This window comes from Rahnella sp. 2050, from assembly GCF_040544515.1.
Lineage (GTDB): Bacteria > Pseudomonadota > Gammaproteobacteria > Enterobacterales > Enterobacteriaceae > Rahnella > Rahnella aceris.
Genome location: NZ_JBEPKE010000002.1, coordinates 1250959 through 1268403, shown reverse-complemented (window position 1 = coordinate 1268403; position 17445 = coordinate 1250959). Strand labels below are relative to the sequence as shown.

General features: G+C 51.8%; 15 protein-coding genes and 1 tRNA gene. 11 read left to right on the top strand and 5 right to left on the bottom strand.

The features are described 5' to 3' along the window. The first annotated feature begins 281 nt into the window (after positions 1-281). From ABIC79_RS13185 to ABIC79_RS13175, 3 genes are all read left to right on the top strand, one after another. Positions 282-506: a DUF2594 family protein gene (locus ABIC79_RS13185; RefSeq protein WP_037037254.1), complete on the top strand. Its 225-nt coding sequence runs from the start codon at positions 282-284 to the stop codon at positions 504-506. Between the two features lie 109 nt (positions 507-615). Beyond that, a complete protein-coding gene (locus tag ABIC79_RS13180; protein WP_162906065.1) occupies positions 616-789 on the top strand; it encodes a hypothetical protein in 174 nt (57 codons plus the stop codon). Between the two features lie 3 nt (positions 790-792). Next, positions 793-1551: an AraC family transcriptional regulator gene (locus tag ABIC79_RS13175; protein WP_112151624.1), complete on the top strand. Its 759-nt coding sequence runs from the start codon at positions 793-795 to the stop codon at positions 1549-1551. On the opposite strand, the gene leuA is transcribed toward ABIC79_RS13175, so the two are convergent. Further along, positions 1538-3208 (bottom strand): 2-isopropylmalate synthase, encoded by a 1671-nt coding sequence (leuA, locus tag ABIC79_RS13170; RefSeq protein ID WP_119261822.1) that lies wholly within the window; start codon positions 3206-3208, stop codon positions 1538-1540. The two genes, ABIC79_RS13175 and leuA, sit on opposite strands and share 14 nt — an antisense overlap. Before the next feature lie 161 nt (positions 3209-3369). Beyond that, positions 3370-3789: a hypothetical protein gene (locus tag ABIC79_RS13165; protein ID WP_013576301.1), complete on the bottom strand. Its 420-nt coding sequence runs from the start codon at positions 3787-3789 to the stop codon at positions 3370-3372. Between the two features lie 227 nt (positions 3790-4016). Here ABIC79_RS13165 and ABIC79_RS13160 point away from each other — a divergent pair, with 227 nt between their 5' ends. After that, positions 4017-4265: a hypothetical protein gene (locus ABIC79_RS13160; RefSeq protein WP_013576302.1), complete on the top strand. Its 249-nt coding sequence runs from the start codon at positions 4017-4019 to the stop codon at positions 4263-4265. Between the two features lie 255 nt (positions 4266-4520). On the opposite strand, the gene ABIC79_RS13155 is transcribed toward ABIC79_RS13160, so the two are convergent. After that, positions 4521-4596 (bottom strand) — tRNA-Lys (locus tag ABIC79_RS13155). A 371-nt stretch (positions 4597-4967) separates the two neighbouring features. Between ABIC79_RS13155 and cycA the strand changes: the two genes are divergently transcribed. Further along, a complete protein-coding gene (cycA, locus tag ABIC79_RS13150) occupies positions 4968-6362 on the top strand; it encodes a D-serine/D-alanine/glycine transporter (RefSeq protein ID WP_015690203.1) in 1395 nt (464 codons plus the stop codon). A gap of 404 nt (positions 6363-6766) precedes the next feature. Beyond that, positions 6767-11497, top strand: coding sequence for a glucoamylase family protein (locus tag ABIC79_RS13145; RefSeq protein WP_354567346.1), 4731 nt, complete (start codon positions 6767-6769; stop codon positions 11495-11497). Between the two features lie 130 nt (positions 11498-11627). On the opposite strand, the gene ABIC79_RS13140 is transcribed toward ABIC79_RS13145, so the two are convergent. Together ABIC79_RS13140 and rutR are read right to left on the bottom strand one after the other, a co-directional pair. Then, positions 11628-12617: a metal-dependent hydrolase gene (locus ABIC79_RS13140; protein ID WP_354567344.1), complete on the bottom strand. Its 990-nt coding sequence runs from the start codon at positions 12615-12617 to the stop codon at positions 11628-11630. Between the two features lie 9 nt (positions 12618-12626). Then, a complete protein-coding gene (gene rutR / locus ABIC79_RS13135) occupies positions 12627-13316 on the bottom strand; it encodes an HTH-type transcriptional regulator RutR (protein WP_013576306.1) in 690 nt (229 codons plus the stop codon). Between the two features lie 411 nt (positions 13317-13727). On the opposite strand from rutR, the gene rutA reads away from it, so the two are divergent. The 5 genes from rutA to ABIC79_RS13110 are packed head-to-tail and all read left to right on the top strand — an operon-like array spanning position 13728 to position 17438. After that, positions 13728-14819, top strand: a complete 1092-nt coding sequence (gene rutA, locus ABIC79_RS13130) for a pyrimidine utilization protein A (RefSeq protein ID WP_015690205.1) — start codon at positions 13728-13730, stop codon at positions 14817-14819. After that, on the top strand, positions 14816-15568 hold the full coding sequence (gene rutB / locus ABIC79_RS13125) for a pyrimidine utilization protein B (protein WP_015690206.1): 753 nt from the start codon (positions 14816-14818) through the stop codon (positions 15566-15568). The genes rutA and rutB overlap by 4 nt, the downstream gene beginning before the upstream one ends. Before the next feature lie 26 nt (positions 15569-15594). Then, on the top strand, positions 15595-15981 hold the full coding sequence (gene rutC, locus ABIC79_RS13120; RefSeq protein ID WP_013576309.1) for a pyrimidine utilization protein C: 387 nt from the start codon (positions 15595-15597) through the stop codon (positions 15979-15981). A 42-nt stretch (positions 15982-16023) separates the two neighbouring features. Then, complete coding sequence (gene rutD / locus ABIC79_RS13115) at positions 16024-16863, top strand: pyrimidine utilization protein D (protein WP_013576310.1); 840 nt, start codon at positions 16024-16026, stop codon at positions 16861-16863. Beyond that, complete coding sequence (locus tag ABIC79_RS13110; protein ID WP_112151628.1) at positions 16848-17438, top strand: malonic semialdehyde reductase; 591 nt, start codon at positions 16848-16850, stop codon at positions 17436-17438. The genes rutD and ABIC79_RS13110 overlap by 16 nt, the downstream gene beginning before the upstream one ends. The last annotated feature ends 7 nt before the right edge of the window (positions 17439-17445 follow it).

The following is a 17445-nucleotide window of genomic DNA, read 5'->3' as shown; positions in this document are numbered from 1 at the left end:
TATATCTATGATATATCCAATTATTATTTGCGATCGCACGAATTGATGATGGCTTATATGAATAAGTCTGCACATAAAGATGAAAAATTCTCAATCCCCCATTACGTTTAGTATTCTTTACTCATTGTCCGGAAACACTATATGCAGACGCTTAACCTCCCGTTTTAAGCGGCCATTCTGGCCTTGCCCTAAAACGTGCCAACTATGCTAAAATGCGGCCACTTTTCACCTGTTCAGAATTCGGTGCGCTGCCTGACAGCTTGCCTGAGGGGATACAAATAATGAGTAATTGCGATTTTACGACTGAAGCAAACGTTGAAACACTGGCAACAGAAGTTGCCTGCCTGAAAGCCACCCTGACCCTGATCCTCAAAGCGATTGGCCAGGCTGATGCAGGTAAAGTGATGCTGAACATGGAGCGTTTTGTCGCGCAGATGGAAGACGAACAGCAGGCTGCCGTGTTCAAAAATTCCCTGCAGCAAATCAAGTTTGCTTACCGTCAGTAATGCTATTTCAGAGTCTGTCACCCTGACAGGCTCTGCCTCTCTCCGCCCGGTTATTCCCCGCAATGTCTGCTATAATCATGCCCTGCATTCATTCAATGAGGACATAAGCATGAGCGACGAAAAGAATAAAGAAAACAAAAGCAAAGCCGACGAAGTCCATGTCAGTGACGGGCTGGGAGAACTGTTTGAAGTTTCTGAACAACTGACGGAAGAAGAAATTGAAAAAGCGGCAGAAGAAGCCAAACAAGCCGTAGAAGACGCCAAAAAACAGAAAAATCATTGATCAATGCATCACAACTTCCTTGCCCCGCATCAGGTGCTTGCGCCTCTGGCTATTGATTATCAACATGGTGACAGCGAGCCAGCCCACAGTCACAACTGCTCACAACTGATTCATACGCTATCCGGTATTGTAGAAGTGCATACGTCGCTCGGCACCTGGATGGTGCCGCCCGGGCGCGGGGTCTGGCTGCCTGCAGAGGTTGAACACAGTCTGCGTTTTATCGGCGGTGTAAAGGCCCGCACGCTGTTTGTCGATCCCCTCGCCCGTGCTGACTTACCTGCGCAATGTCAGGTAGTGCAGATTTCTCCGCTGCTGCGTGAACTGATTTTGGCCTCGCTGACTATTCCGGCCGATTATCTGCCCGGCGGGCGCGATGAACGCATCATGGAATTATTGCTTGATGAACTGCGTCTGTTGCCGACACTGCCTCTTTATCTGCCGGAACCCAACGAGCCGGAGCTGAGCGGGCTTTGCCAGCAAATTCGTGCAGATCTTTGTTCAACGTGGGAACTGGAAGATGTCGCGCAACGTCTGAATATCAGCAGCCGAACGCTCTCACGCCGTTTCCAGCGTGAAACGGGATTACGTTTCAGTGACTGGGTTCGCCAGGCAAAATTGCTCGAAGCACTGAACCAGCTTGCCGTTGGCGTTTCAGTTATTGATGTGGCGCTGGCACTCGGCTACGACAGCCCGAGTGCCTTCAGTGCGATGTTTCGCCGGTCGCTTGGCGTCTCACCCAGCGAATATTTTAATCAGTCATAATGGCGCTGGCTGCATTGAACAGTGCCTGCAATGAAGCACTGGACACATCGCTGTCAATCCCCACGCCATAACACGTTTCGCCCAACCTCCCCCGACAGCTCAGATACGCCACCGCGCGACTGTGGCTCTGATGTCCCAGCGTATGTTCATGATAATCGCCGATTTCCAGGAGCACATCGTAACTGCGACGCAATGCATCCGCTGCACCGGACAGCAAACCGTTACCGCTACCCGTAATATGTTGTTCTTCATTACGATAGCGGATCCGCGCACTGAAATGGCAGACGGTTTGCTCATCGCTGCGGATGTCATAACTGAGCAATTTCACCACGGGCAGATCGGTTAACCCGTAACGCTGCCGGAACAGTCGCCAGATATCGCTGGTGCTCATTTCCTTGCCATGCGTATCGGTTTCACGCTGCACCGCTTTACTGAAATCAATTTGCAAACCGCGCGGCAATTTCAGCCCGTGATTCTGTTCCAGCAACCAGGCCGCCCCGCTTTTCCCGGACTGGCTGTTCACGCGGATCACCGCTTCATAACTGCAACCGACATCCGCAGGATCTAACGGCAGATACGGCACGCGCCAGACCGTGCTCTCTGATGTTTTCTGTGCAGCAAACCCTTTTTTGATGGCGTCCTGATGCGAGCCCGAAAATGCCGTAAACACCAGTTCACCGGCATACGGATGGCGCGGATGCACCGGTAACTGGTTACATTCCTCCACCGCCTCGACAATCGTCTGCAAATTGCTGAAATCCAGCTGCGGCGAGATGCCCTGCGTGTAAAGGTTCAGCGCCAGCGTCACAATATCCACGTTGCCGGTGCGTTCACCGTTACCAAAAAGACATCCTTCCACACGGTCGGCACCGGCCAGCATCGCCAGCTCAGCACAGGCCACACCGGTTCCGCGGTCATTGTGCGGATGAACGCTGATGGAAACCTGTTCGCGGTGGCTGAAATGACGGCAGAACCATTCAATCTGGTCGGCATAAACATTCGGTGTGCTGACTTCTACTGTTGCCGGTAAATTAATGATCATCGGCCTTTCATTGCCCGGTTTCCAGACATCCGCCACGGCTTCACACACTTCCAGCGCAAACTCCAGTTCAGTGAAGCAGAAGGTTTCCGGTGAATACTCAAATGTCCATTCAGTTTGCGAATATTGCCCGCACAACTGACGAATTTGCTGAGCGCCGCGAACCGCCAGCTCGCGCGTTGCGGCCTGATCCTGATTAAATACCACTTCACGGAACACAGGCGCAGTGGCGTTATATAAATGCACAATGGCACGCGGCACATCTTTGAGTGCCTCGAAGGTGCGGGCAATCAGATCCGGCCGCGAAGGCGTCAGCACCTGAATCACCACATCATCCGGGATGAGCCTCTCTTCAATCAGGCTGCGGACAAAATCGAAATCGGTTTGTGAAGCCGAGGGAAACGCCACCTCAATCTGCTTAAAACCACACTTCACCAGCAAATCAAAAAACTGACGCTTACGGGCATTATCCATGGGTTCTGCAAGCGCCTGATTGCCGTCACGCAAATCACTTGAACACCATTGCGGCGCTTTACAGAGCACATTTCCTGGCCACTGGCGATCGGGTAAATTCACCTGCGGGAAGGGGCGATATTTTTGCGACGGGTCGTTTAACATACGATTCTCCTTTTATCATTGGGCAGCGGTTATGTTCCGTTAAATACATAGTACGCAAACGATAACTTCCTGCGCCTGACTAACTGACAGTCACCCTCGCAAAACGGACAAAAAGAAAATGATCATAAAAAAACCCGCATTCTGCGGGTTTATTCATTTTGTTATTTATTGCCGCTGCCTTCCGGCCGGATATTGTAGGTTCCGAAGAAGCTGCGATCCGTTTCCAGACTGATACTTTTACCATTCGCATCAACGGTAATCGAACCTGATGTCTTGGTCAGCGCGCAGGCAATGCGAACATCAATAGTGCGCATCCCGTTCGGCACATTCAAATCCACGTACTGATTAAAATGCAGGGAAGCCACGGTTTGTCCGTCTAAAAACACTATCAGCGGACAGGTTTTCTCAAACGGCACGACTGACCACTGATCTAAACGGTGTAAACGGATGTGGGTCTGCCCTGCCGGCGCTGCCGAGCTGGCGTTAGCGAAAGATGACTTGACCTGCAGCGTCGGTTCATAAGGATTGGCCGCACACCCGGCTAAAAATAAAGCAGCCAAGGCCACCAGTGTTTTTTTCATCGTTATCTCCCTGAGTTTATGCACGAATGATAGCAGTGTGCGCGCAGCGGGCAACAAAAAACCGGTGGGAGCGTGTACGGAGTGTCCGCAAGCGTAAAAAAGTCATCTAAATCTGTGACGTTAGTACAAAAAAACATCACCCGAATTGCTAATAGTCCTCCACTGGTATTTGATATTCTTGTTAGGATTTATCCGATCAGTTGTTCAACTCAGTTTCAGGAATCACTATGTACAGCTACACATTAATCGCCCCCGCAGGGATCGTTAAAGCCTACGAAGACGAATTCCGCGACAAAGGGATTGAGTTACTGGTTGCCAAACAGAATCGTTCGGAGACGGTCGTCTTGCGCAGTGACCGGTTCACCGAAGAAAGCACATTTATCACGCACGTTCATCTGCTGATCTTCAGCCTGTGCATGCGTGTACAAAAACAACTCAAAAATGGCAATGCACCCAATACCACCATTATGTATTGATGCATTCCTGCACTTAACACTGTTTTGGCCTCAAACCGGGGCCTGACAGCTATTCCCTGTATTTCTTCCTTCCGCTCATCTTTATATGCCATAAAAATATTCCTGCCAGATTGCGTAAATAAACGACAAACCGTTGAGGTTTATTTCCCGACAGGCGATGACTTTATTAGCAGTGCATAAAACAGAGGAACTGACGGATTAAAGAAGAAGGGAAATAAAAGCAGAAGGAGCTTAATGCATTGATTAATCATTTGTTGGTGGGTCGTGGCGGGTTCGAACCGCCGACCAATTGATTAAGAGTCAACTGCTCTACCGACTGAGCTAACGACCCAACGGGACGGATTATTCTCCTCTGCAAGGATGATGTCAAACGCTTACCCTCACTTTTTTGCCGTTATTTTCATTAATATTTGTGAAGCTCATCACTCTTAAAAACGCTATTATTCCCACCGTCTCTGAAGAGACTTGATTAATTAACACTCAGTTATCCGCGATGTAAAAATTACGATACATTTTTTCCGTTGGCATTTTTCATGCCAGTTATAATAAATGCGCACTTAACATTACTATTACAACGTTCACGCACGCTGTCGTTCCGGTCGTGGTGACCAAAGGGCCACTCAGAGCTCAAAAAATTGACGTAAATGAATGCGATATGGCGGAGTTCATACGCAAAAAGCAAAAAACAGGAATCAATACAACATGCAAGAAGAGTCAAAAATCCTCGTCCAGCCTGGGGAAGAGAACGCTGAAGGTTTGCGGCGAAATCTTTCCAACCGTCATATCCAGCTCATTGCCATTGGCGGCGCGATCGGTACCGGCCTGTTTATGGGCTCAGGCAAAACCATCAGCCTCGCCGGTCCGTCCATCATCTTCGTCTACATGATCATCGGCTTTATGCTGTTTTTCGTCATGCGCGCGATGGGCGAACTGTTACTGTCCAACCTCGAATACAAATCTTTTAGTGATTTTGCCGCCGATCTGCTGGGCCCGTGGGCCGGGTATTTCACCGGCTGGACCTACTGGTTCTGCTGGGTGGTCACCGGCATCGCCGACGTCGTCGCTATCACCGCTTACGCACAGTTCTGGTTCCCCGGACTCTCGCAATGGGTCGCATCCCTGCTCTGCGTGCTGGTGCTGCTGAGCCTCAATCTCGCTACTGTGAAAATGTTCGGTGAGATGGAATTCTGGTTCGCGATGATCAAAATCGTCGCCATCGTCGGGCTGATTATCGCCGGGCTGGTGATGGTGCTGACGCACTTCCAGACGCCGACCGGCACCGTCGCGTCCTTCAGCAATCTGTGGAATGATGGCGGGTTCTTCCCGAAAGGCGTGAGCGGTTTCTTTGCCGGTTTCCAGATAGCGGTGTTCGCGTTTGTCGGTATCGAACTGGTGGGCACCACCGCCGCAGAAACTAAAGATCCGCAGAAATCCCTGCCGCGCGCCATCAACGCCATTCCGCTGCGCATCATCATGTTTTATGTGTTCTCACTGATCATGATTATGTCGGTGACACCCTGGAGCCATGTGGTGGCGGATAAAAGCCCGTTCGTTGAACTGTTCGTACTTGCCGGTCTTCCGGCTGCGGCGAGCATTATCAACTTTGTAGTGCTGACTTCGGCGGCGTCTTCCGCCAACAGTGGCGTATTCTCCACCAGTCGCATGTTGTTCGGTCTGGCACAGGAAGGCAATGCGCCGAAAGCGTTCGGCAAGCTCTCTTCCCGCGCTGTACCGTCGAACGGCCTGACATTTTCCTGCATCTGCCTGCTCGGCGGTGTGGTGCTGATTTACCTGATCCCGAATGTGGTGACGGTCTTCACGCTGGTCACGACCGTTTCGGCGATTCTGTTTATGTTCGTCTGGACCATCATCCTCTGCTCTTATCTGGTCTACCGCCGTCAACGTCCGCAACTGCACGAAGCTTCAATCTACAAAATGCCGCTCGGCAAACTGATGTGCTGGGTCTGTATGGCATTCTTTGCTTTTGTTCTGGTACTGCTGACCTTGCAGGATGATACCCGTCAGGCGTTACTCGTCACGCCGCTGTGGTTTGTGATTCTGGCGATTGGCTACGGGTTGCGCAGACGCCAGTCCTGATTGCACGAATATACTGCCAAAGGTATTTGGTAATCACAGTGTCCTGAATTACTGAGGAGCATAAAAATCCTCCTCAGTAATTCTCTCTCATTAATTATTAATCTCTTTTTTATTATAAAGGCGCTGCAAATCCTTTGCGGTACTTTCATTTAAATATTTAAATCATAAACATTCACTAAAAAATATAATTTCCTCTGCGTGATTATTTATGATACACGCCCGCCTCATACCTTAGTTAGCATTAAATTGAATTTAATGTCGATTAGCGTGAGGTCTATATTATGTGTTCTGCAAAGCAAGATGTACAACCAGAAATTATCATTCAGGATAATGACCCCTCTATTATTTATACCGGAAACTGGACCCGATATACCGGACGAGCATACAGCGATGATGGTGCAAGTATGGCGCTGTATGATAACGGTAAGTATTTTGAATACACATTTACCGGTTCAGGCATTGGGTATTACAGCGAAGGAAATACCGATCAGGGCGAAATAGATTTTTATCTTGATGGCGTGTTACACGGTACGGCAACAACCAAAACTTCAACGCGCCAGTACAGCGATCTTATTTATTATATTACCGACATATCGCCCGGAGAACATACTTTTAAAGGGGTGAAAAAAAACGGATCCTGGATGCTGCTTGATCAGCTTAAAGTGTATAACGATGCCGCGCTTACCGCTGAAGTAGAGCAATTTTTAGGCGCAGGCAGTGAAGGGACAGCACGGCTTCAGTTCAATCAATCGCTGGATAGCCAAAGCGGAACTGAACCGGGAAATTATCAGTTGAACAACGGAGCAAGCGTTATCTCCGTCACTTTAAGCAATGACCGAAAGACTGCTGACCTCACCATTACCGGGCTGACCACGCAAACGGATTACACACTCACGTTGAGCCAAATCAGCAACCAGATTCTGACCACCACCGTTCAAAACCAGACCTTTACGCTAAACTACACTGCACTTCCTGCGGAACAGGTTTATGACGACCCGGTCGCCGACATTGTATATGCCGGTAAGTGGACGCACAGCACGAACCGTACACAAAGTATCTTTTATCACACCACCTCGTATACCCAGAGTAATAACTCTGCGACCTTTACACTAAACTTTATTGGTACCGGTATTTCTTATATTGCCGAAAGCAGTAGCGATCAGGGTGATGTTGAAATTTATATTGATGGTGTGTCTCAGGGCAGAATAAGCACCTGGTCTTCCACCCATCTGGACAGCCATATTCTGTATCAAAAGGTGGATTTACCGTTTGGTTCACACACGATTCAGGGAATTAAACGTTCGGGGTCTTATGCACATCTGGATGCATTAAAAGTCTACAATGCCGGTGATCTTGAAATTGTTGAAACCACTACCGACAGTAATAACAATATTCTGGTGACGTTTAACCAGGCTCTGTATTCAACGAGTGCGTTAACTCTCACTAACTCTGTGCTGGATAATAGTGGCGTTATTCAAAGTGTCGCGCTGGATGATTTAAAAACCACACTGACACTTAATGTGCCTGACTTACAAACTGGAATTCCCTATACCCTGACTTTCCACGGATTTAAAAATGAGATCCTGACGAAAGATTTTGCCGATATTCAGGCCACGTTTACTTACAACCAGGGCATGAAGTATTACTACACCTTTGATGATGAAACTGACGGGGCTTTCTTAGAGACCATTAATAACCAACGTAGTGCAATAAGCCAGGGGCAAGCCCCCTCGCTGGTGACGGCAAAGCTTAACAATGGTATCGATTTTGCCAGCGGGCAGCCGGGTTATATTGATTTAGGCGTGCTTGATTGTTTGCAATATTCCGCCTTTACCGTGGAAGCCTGGATATACCCGCGTTCAACAGCGATGAGTATGATCGTCAGCCAGGACACGCGTAATAACAACAACCAGCGCTGGCAGCTTTATACCCAGGACAATCAGCTGGTTTGCACGATGTCGAATGATACCAACAGCACCTCATTTACTTTAAAAACCAAGTCTTTTATTCCGCTGAATGCCTGGACCCACGTCGCCATTTTGCGCCAGGGTGATGAATATGCCCTGGCCGTTAACGGCAATATGGCGATGACAGGCGGCAGTAACGTGGTGCAAACGAACGTCACCACTTCGGTGAAAGTGGGCGGACGGCTGGATACCAACGGCGCGGTGACGGATGCTTTCGACGGTATCATTGATGAAGTTAAATTCTTTGATTCACAGATAAGCCCGCAAACGTTGAGCGGGCATTATCGTCAACTGGCCGACACGAACTTCAACCTTCAGGCGAGTAACGGCACGCTGAAAGCTGCGTTTGTTCACCCGCAATCTGTCGAGCCTGTGCTGAGTGATTTCCGGACACACCTCAAAGTGAACAGTGAAATGCGCGTGGGTTTGCCAATAACTGGTTTTGTGTGGGATGCGGCAAGCAATACGGCAACACTCTCTTTCACGCCACTCGAACTTGCGGCGGTTGAACAAAATATCATCTTCACCGTGCGTTATCGGGAGTTGCCTGTCGATGCGGATTTCTCGCTGGAACCGACCACGATAGCCGCGCCTTCCCTCTCGTCACTGGTATTAAACGGTTCGTTACTGACGCGCGAAATTTTACGCCCGGATTATCTTTTTACTGACCCCGGCGGTTTTGCAGAAAATGGCAGTGAATACCTGTGGGAAGTGGCGGGCAGTACGACTGGCCCATTCAGTACCATCAACGGGTTGCATACCCGCACAATGATGCTGTTGCCTGAGCACAACGGGAAATACATTCGTGTCACGGTTACACCGCGCAATGAACGCCTGTGCTTTGGTGAGTCACAATCTGTGATTGTCGGGCCTGTCGTTGCGCGAAGTGGCAACCCGCGAACCGACTGGTTCCGCAATGCGCACTACGGCGTATCGCACCATTTCCTGCCTAACTATCTCAATCTCTCATCGGATATTCCGCAAGATGAGAAATGGCAGCCGGGCGAAAGCTGGGACGATTTCCTCAGTACTTTTGACGTGCAGGCTTATGCCAAAGCCGTCAGCGAAACGGGGGCGGGATTTGTTCTGCTGACGATGGATCAACATGCCGGATATAACCTTGGCCCGAATAAAACTCATGACGCCATTCTGGATATTGAACCTGGCGTGCGCAGCGCCATTCGTGATTTGCCGCTGGAAATGGCTCAGGAACTGGCGAAATACGATATCAAACTGATGTTGTACATGATGGGTTACGCGCCTGCTAAAGCCAGCCTGGTCTATTACGATGATGACGCGAATCAGCACTCGCCGGATCGCTGGGGTGACATGCTGGTCCCGCATCTGTACGAATGCTCCCCGTTTGACAACGTTATCACGTCAGAAACCACGCGCATGAATTACGCGGTGGTAAGAGAGTTTGGTGAACGCTACGGTGATTTGTTAGCAGGCTGGTGGTTCGATGGCATGTGGAATAACTACACCGACATGAGCCAGCCCTACAATATCAATGACGTGGTGGACGGCTCGCGGGCGGGGAATCCGGACCGAATTGTCACCGGGATTGGTGTTCATACCCTGACTTACACGGATTACTCAGCGGGTGAATCCTACGGCTCGAAAAATGCCGAAGGCAACTATGTGATGACTGACCTGCCGGACACACGCTGGGACAGCAACGACGGCTATCATCAGTGGTTCCGCTGGATAGCACTCGGTAACCAGGCGGTGAATGCGGGCTGGGGCGCGATGGGTTCAAGCGATACCGGTAAACATTACGACACCGACGCGCTCGCCCAATGGGTGAAAGACGTAGCTGCCCGTGATGGCGTGGCCTGTATGGATATTCGCATCAACCGTTTCGGAGAACTGGACCCGATTGTTTCTCAACAACTTGCGGCCGTCAACGCGGCAGTTTATCCGTCCCTCGATGACGAGCAGTTGCTTGATAAAGTACAGCAAACCACGCTGCGCTATTTCTGGGACTACGCACACCCGACCAGCGGTCTGGCTTTTGAGCGGTTATATCGCAACAGCGATGCCGGGCCTGATGAACCCATTGCGATTGGGGGGAGCGGCTTTGGCATCATGGGGATTTTAGTGGCGATTGAGCGCGGTTTCGTCAGTCGTGAGGATGGGTACGACCGCATTAACAAAATGGTCGATTTCCTTGGCGGGCCGACCACGCGCTACAAAGGGGCCTGGCCGCACTGGATTAACGGCAGCACGGGCGCGACCATTCCGTTTGGTTCCGATGATAACGGTGCCGATCTGGTGGAAACGTCGTATATGGTGCAGGGCTTGTTAACAGCGCGTCAGTATTTTAACGACACTGCGCTGACGGACAAAATCAACGCCCTCTGGCATGACATTGACTGGAACTACTTCACCAATAACAGCAACAGCCTGTACTGGCATATCGATAAAGATTTGCAGTTCACCATGGGGATGAAAATCACCGGCTGGAATGAGGCGATGATAACCTATCTTTTGGCTATCGCTTCTCCGACGCATGCCATCGACCCGGCACTCTGGAAAAGTGGCTGGTCACAGGGAAGTTATAACAACAAAAACAAAGTCTATTACGACATCACGTTGCCGATCGGCCCGACGATGGGCGGCCCGATGTTCTTTATGCACTACTCGTTCCTCGGTTTTGACCCGCGTAACCTGCGGGACAGTGCTAATAACGTGAATTATTTCCAGCAGGGTGAAGCGCAAAGCCAGATCCAGCAGGCTTACAGTATCGATAATCCTGGCGGATTTAACGGCTATGCAGAAAATTACTGGGGACTGACATCGGGTTACGGGCCTGCAGGTTATGCAAGTCATGATCCAACGTCTGATGACGGCACGATTACCCTTACCGCTGCACTATGTGACTTACCTTATTTACCTGAAGCGTCGATGGCAGCGCTGCGCCATTTTTATGACGACCTGGGAAATGCGCTGTGGACAGAGAAATGCGGGTTTATTGATGGTGTTAATCTTTCCAAAAACTGGTATTCCGATGGATATCTGGCCATCGACCAGGGGCCAATCATTGGCATGATTGAAAACCATCGTAGTGGATTGTTATGGCGCTATTTTATGACCTGCCCTGAAATTCAGCAGGCCTTATCTCTTATCGGTTTTGTCGATGATGACATTCCGCCACGTGAGAGTTAATTAACGGTCGGATCTCCGGTGTTTGTCTGCGAGAGTCAATGCAGGCAAACACTTCCCACCGTTATGACAACACTTTGATGCTAACACCTCAGTCCGGGGAGCCCACGGGCTCCTTTTGCTTTATTGCAGATTACTCCACTTCCAGCGCCTGTCTGAACTGATCCCACATTTTCACCGCCGACGGTCTGGCGGATGCCACTTTCACCGGCAGTTCTGGCGGTGCACCGGCTTTCATCTCGCCGAGATCGAACACAAAGGTGTAATCCGGTTCCTGCCCCATACGTAAATCGCTGACCAGAATATGGCCGCCCTGCTCTTTTACGCTGAAAAAGCCGTGGCTGAACCAGGCGACACGCGCCAGAAAGGCATTATCTTTGTGTGCTTCATACAACGCTTCGCCGCGCGGATAGAAGCGGAAACGGATCGGCGAATCCGGATGCAGCAGCGAGGTAAACCCTTCGCCGTAACTGTCTTTACTCATCACCACCACACGCCACACCAGCGAATTGAGCGGGGTCGGCGTGACCAGAATCTGTGTGCTTTCGATGTTCTGGCGTTGTAATTCCTCGCCCACATGCCGCGTCACCTGATGTTGCTCGAAGGCGGTACAGGCCAGATATAAACAACTCACGCCCAGCAGCACGTTATTCCACATGATCCCACGCTGTTGCTCGCGGTACAGCGCCAGCCCGACGCCGATGATCAGCGGTAAGGTATAAAGCGGATCGACGATGAAAATGCTGCCGACCGCAAACGGATAGTTTGTGAATGGCAATCCAAGCTGCGTGCCGTACACCGTCATCAGATCCAGCAACGGATGAGTGATCAGTGCCAGCCAGGCCGCGCCCCACCAGCGTTTGAAATGCTGCCCGCCGCTGAGCAATTTTGCCATCAGCCAGGCAATCAGCGGCGAAACCAGCGTCAGATAAAACAGCGCATGGCTTTCGGTGCGATGCAGGGTCATATTGCTGATGGCGTCACCGTGATCGTAAAACACATCCAGATCGGGCAAGGTTCCGCATACCGCGCCAGCCAGTGCAGATTTCCACACCGGCACCCGTTTGCCCATCACCGCAATGCCGACCGCAGCGCCAAGAACTAATTGTGAAACCGAATCCATTCTGCCCTCTCAGACCCGAAGCTGAATGCCTTCGGTAATAATGCGCTGCACGTTACTCACCGTTTGTTCAAAGAACTCAGGATCACTGAGCGTTTTGCCGGTGATGGCTTCGACCTGCACGCCGAAATCGGCGTAATGCTGCGTGGTCGCCCACAGCATAAATATCAGTTGCATCGGGTCAACAGGTGCGATCAGTTCTGCTTTAATCCAGCCGCGTATCACATCCGATTTATCTTCCACCAGCGTTTTCAGGCTACCGCCCAGTTCCTGTTTCAGCAGCGGCGCGCCCTGCACCATCTCCAGACAAAACAGCTTTGATGCCTGCGGGTGATCGCGCGAAACGCACAGCTTCAGGCGGATATATTCCCGGATAGCTTCCAGCGGATGTTGATCCGACTGCAACGCTTTCAGCGGCGCCAGCCAGATATCCAGCAACCCTTTGAGCACCGCGATATACAAATCTTCTTTCGACGGGAAGTAATACAGCAGATTGGTTTTGGACACGTCGGCGCGCTCGGCAACCTGATCCAGACTGGTGCCATGCATGCCGTACAACGAAAAGAACTCCAGCGCCGCCGCCATGATATTGCTGCGTTTGGCGGCGACGGCCCGCGAGCGTCGCGTCGGCGCTTTCGCCGCCGTCTGGCGGGATTTTTTCTCTCCGGCGTGAGGCAACGGAGGTTCAACCAATGGCTTCACAATGTCTCCCTGAGACAAACAGCAAGACGGAAATCATAACAAATGGAGGTACAAGCGACTATCGCTAAGCCTGTCGATGATGAAAGTAACACCAAAGACAATAAACATTAACCACAAAGAGTTATCCGTTTAACAAATTTGCACCATTTTTGTTCAATCCTGCCTGATAGATGTGCAGTTATTTTTGACCAGATGGTCTGAAACAGACCATTTGCTCCACCTGAAAACGAAACACATTTTTAACTCATTGATAACACTGCGCATTCTAAAAGTGGCATCACGTTTGCAATAGCTTTCCCGTCAGGAGATTTCAGCACGGTGCAATTCGGAACCCGCAGGACGCACTCAAGCCGCGCAGAGATTTTCGCAATCCCTTGTTTTGGTAATTTTTATTTTCAACCGAGGTGAGCTATGAAAATCGGTGTATTCATTCCTATCGGCAACAACGGCTGGTTAATTTCAGAAACTGCGCCGCAGTACAAACCGACCTTCGAACTGAACAAAACCATCGTGCAGAAAGCGGAGCATTATCATTTTGATTTCGCGCTGTCGATGATCAAACTGCGCGGCTTCGGTGGCAAAACCGAATTCTGGGAACACAATATGGAGTCGTTCACGCTGATGGCCGGTCTGGCTGCCGTGACCTCCCGCATCCAGCTTTACGCCACCGCCGCCACGCTGGTGATGCCTCCGGCGATTGTGGCGCGCATGGCCGCCACCATTGATTCCATTTCCAACGGACGTTTCGGCGTGAACGTCGTCACCGGCTGGCAGAAACCGGAATACGAGCAAATGGGCATGTGGCCGGGCGATGACTATTTCAGCCGCCGCTATGATTACCTGACCGAATACGTCAGCGTGCTGCGCGACCTGTGGGGCACCGGTCACTGCACACTCGACGGCGAATTCTTCAAAATGGACGACTGCCGTGTCAGTCCGCGCCCGCAGAGCGAAATGAAAGTGATCTGCGCCGGACAAAGCGATGCGGGTATGGCGTTCTCCGCCAAACATGCCGATTTCAACTTCTGCTTCGGCAAAGGTGTTAACACACCGACCGCCTTTGCACCGACCGCCGCACGCATGAAAACGGCGGCCGAAGCCGAAGGGCGCGACGTTTCTTCTTATGTCCTGTTTATGGTGATTGCCGACGAAACCGACGCCGCTGCCCGCGCCAAATGGGATTTGTATAAATCCGGTGCTGACGCCGAGGCGCTCGCGTGGCTCACCGACCAGAGCAGCAAAGACACAAAATCCGGCGCTGATACCAACGTCCGCCAGATGGCTGACCCGACTTCGGCGGTCAATATCAACATGGGCACACTGGTCGGTTCTTACGCCAGCGTTGCCAGAATGCTTGACGAAATCGACACCGTGCCCGGCGCAGGCGGCGTACTGCTGACCTTTGACGATTTTGTCGAAGGCATCGAAAACTTTGGCCGTTATATCCAGCCACTCATGAAAACCCGCCAGCACATCGGCACTGAGCAGAAAGAGGTCGCATGATGAACGTTGTTGAGAATCAAACTGTGGTCCGCCGCGAGCCCCACAACACCGGCGAGGAAACGATCCTCACAGCACGTCCTGAAGCCATTGCCTTTACGCCGCAGCAAACGGCGCTGATTGTGGTGGATATGCAAAACGCCTACGCCTCACAGGGCGGTTATCTGGATCTGGCGGGGTTTGATGTCTCCGCCACCGCGCCGGTGATTGCCAATATCAAAGTGGCGATTGCCGCTGCCCGCGCCGCCGGAATCAAAGTGATTTTCTTCCAGAACGGCTGGGACAATCAGTACGTCGAAGCTGGCGGTGCCGGTTCGCCTAACTTTCATAAATCCAATGCGCTGAAAACCATGCGTAAACGCCCGGAACTGATGGGCAAACTGCTGGCGAAAGGTGACTGGGATTATGACCTGGTGGATGAACTGCAGCCGCAGCCCGGCGACATTGTCCTGCCCAAACCACGCTACAGCGGCTTCTTCAATACTCAGCTCGACAGCCTGCTGCGCAGCTACGGTATTCACCATCTGGTGTTCACCGGCATCGCCACTAACGTCTGCGTGGAATCTACGCTGCGTGACGGCTTCTTCCTCGAATATTTCGGTGTGGTACTGGAAGACGCCACCCATCAGGCCGGGCCGGAATTCGCGCAAAAAGCGGCGATTTATAATATCGAAACCTTCTTTGGCTGGGTCTCCAGCGTACGTAATTTCTGCGACGCCGTGGGTTACAAAACTGAACAAAACGCGGCCTGACCGCTTTCTGAAAAGGACAATTAACCATGCCTAAAAGCGCCATTATTCCGGCTGGCAGCGGCGTTCCGCTGGCACCTTTTGTTCCGGGCACCCTCGCCGATGGCGTGGTGTATGTTTCCGGCACGTTGCCGTTTGATAAAGACAACAATGTCGTGCATGTCGGCGACGCCGCTGCGCAAACCCGCCACGTACTGGAGATCATCAAAAAGGTGATCGAAACCGCAGGCGGCACAATGGATGACGTCACCATGAACTCAATTTTCATCACCGACTGGGCGAACTACGGTGCGGTAAATCAGGTTTACGCCGAATACTTCCCGGGCGAAAAACCGGCACGGTTCTGCATTCAGTGCGGGCTGGTGAAACCGGATGCGCTGATTGAAATCGCCTCGATTGCCCATATCGGCAAATGATGCGTGCGATGGAACCTGTCCTGAACTCCCTGAGGTAACAGCATGTATTACAAGGTACTGGGTAAGAAAAATGCTGATGCAGAAACCGTCGTGCTTTCCTCCGGCCTCGGCGGTTCCGGTGGTTTCTGGCAGCCGCAACTGACCATGCTCGCGGAGCATTTCCGCGTGGTGGTCTATGACCAGCACGGTACCGGCGTCAGTCAGGGCACGGTGCCCGCCGGTTACCGGATGGAAGACATGGCCGATGAACTGGCGGGTATGCTCAACGGGCTGGATATCAGCCGCTGTCATCTGGTCGGTCATGCGCTCGGCGGCATTATCGGCCTGCATCTTGCCCTGCGTTATCCGGCGTTGTTGCAAAGTCTGGTGGTGATTAACGGCTGGACGAAGCTCGACAGCCAGACGCGGCGCTGCTTTGAAGTGCGGCAGAATTTACTGCTCAACAGCGGGGTCGATGCCTACGTGCAGGCGCAGCCGCTGTTTCTGTATCCGGGTGACTGGCTTTCTGAACATGACGCGTTATTGCAGGAAGAGCGCCAGCATCAGGTGGCGCATTTTCAGGGGATGGAAAACCTGCTGCACCGTTTGCAGGCGCTGATGAATTCAGACCTGACGGCGTCGCTTGGACAAGTGATCACCCCGACGCTGGCTTTCAGTTGTAAAGACGATTTGCTGGTGCCGTGGTCGCGTTCGGTCGATCTCGCTTCCCGTCTGCCTAACGGCGAACACACGCAAATGCTGTACGGCGGCCACGCCATGAGCGTAACCGACCCGGAAACCTTTAACCCGATTTTACTGGACTGGCTGCTGCGGCACTCATCGCAAGCGTCCGCTACGCCGTCCGGTCACCTGCCCACGGAGACATCATGGCCGAAGCATTAACCGCCACCGCGCTGGCAACCTTATTCACCGAAGCCCGCACACACAACGGCTGGCTGGATAAACCGGTCACCGGTGAACAACTGAAAACGATTTACCAACTGGCACGCATGGGGCCGACCTCAGCCAACTGCAGCCCGCTGCGCATCGTGTTTATTCAGAGTCCGGAGGCGAAAGAAAAACTGGCTCCGGCGCTTTCGGGCGGCAATCTGAAAAAAACCATGACTGCGCCGGTGACGGCGATCATTGCCTGGGATCCGGAATTTTACGAACTGCTGACGGAACTGTATCCCTCCGGCGATGCCCGTTCGTGGTTCACCTCCAGCCCGCAACTGGCGCACGACACGGCATTTCGCAACAGCAGCTTGCAGGCCGCGTACCTGATCATGGCCTGCCGCTCCCTCGGGCTGGATACCGGGCCGATGTCCGGTTTTGACAACGCCAGAGTCGATGAAACATTTCTGGCGCAGGAAGGCTGGAAATCTAATTTCCTGATCAACATCGGTTACGGCGATCACAGCAAAGTGTATCCGCGTGCACCACGCCTTGATTTCGACCGCGCCTGCCGCGTGCTGTAAGCATCAA

What these genes read in the sequence shown, in the direction of transcription:
- ABIC79_RS13110 (WP_112151628.1), top strand. Translation starts at nt 16,848, where the DNA reads ATGGCCGAAGCATTAACCGCCACCGCGCTGGCAACCTTATTCACCGAA.
- rutC (WP_013576309.1), top strand. Translation starts at nt 15,595, where the DNA reads ATGCCTAAAAGCGCCATTATTCCGGCTGGCAGCGGCGTTCCGCTGGCA.
- ABIC79_RS13160 (WP_013576302.1), top strand. Translation starts at nt 4,017, where the DNA reads ATGTACAGCTACACATTAATCGCCCCCGCAGGGATCGTTAAAGCCTAC.
- ABIC79_RS13165 (WP_013576301.1), bottom strand. Translation starts at nt 3,789, where the DNA reads ATGAAAAAAACACTGGTGGCCTTGGCTGCTTTATTTTTAGCCGGGTGT.
- cycA (WP_015690203.1), top strand. Translation starts at nt 4,968, where the DNA reads ATGCAAGAAGAGTCAAAAATCCTCGTCCAGCCTGGGGAAGAGAACGCT.
- ABIC79_RS13185 (WP_037037254.1), top strand. Translation starts at nt 282, where the DNA reads ATGAGTAATTGCGATTTTACGACTGAAGCAAACGTTGAAACACTGGCA.
- rutD (WP_013576310.1), top strand. Translation starts at nt 16,024, where the DNA reads ATGTATTACAAGGTACTGGGTAAGAAAAATGCTGATGCAGAAACCGTC.
- rutB (WP_015690206.1), top strand. Translation starts at nt 14,816, where the DNA reads ATGATGAACGTTGTTGAGAATCAAACTGTGGTCCGCCGCGAGCCCCAC.
- rutA (WP_015690205.1), top strand. Translation starts at nt 13,728, where the DNA reads ATGAAAATCGGTGTATTCATTCCTATCGGCAACAACGGCTGGTTAATT.
- ABIC79_RS13180 (WP_162906065.1), top strand. Translation starts at nt 616, where the DNA reads ATGAGCGACGAAAAGAATAAAGAAAACAAAAGCAAAGCCGACGAAGTC.
- leuA (WP_119261822.1), bottom strand. Translation starts at nt 3,208, where the DNA reads ATGTTAAACGACCCGTCGCAAAAATATCGCCCCTTCCCGCAGGTGAAT.
- ABIC79_RS13175 (WP_112151624.1), top strand. Translation starts at nt 793, where the DNA reads ATGCATCACAACTTCCTTGCCCCGCATCAGGTGCTTGCGCCTCTGGCT.
- ABIC79_RS13145 (WP_354567346.1), top strand. Translation starts at nt 6,767, where the DNA reads ATGGCGCTGTATGATAACGGTAAGTATTTTGAATACACATTTACCGGT.
- ABIC79_RS13140 (WP_354567344.1), bottom strand. Translation starts at nt 12,617, where the DNA reads ATGGATTCGGTTTCACAATTAGTTCTTGGCGCTGCGGTCGGCATTGCG.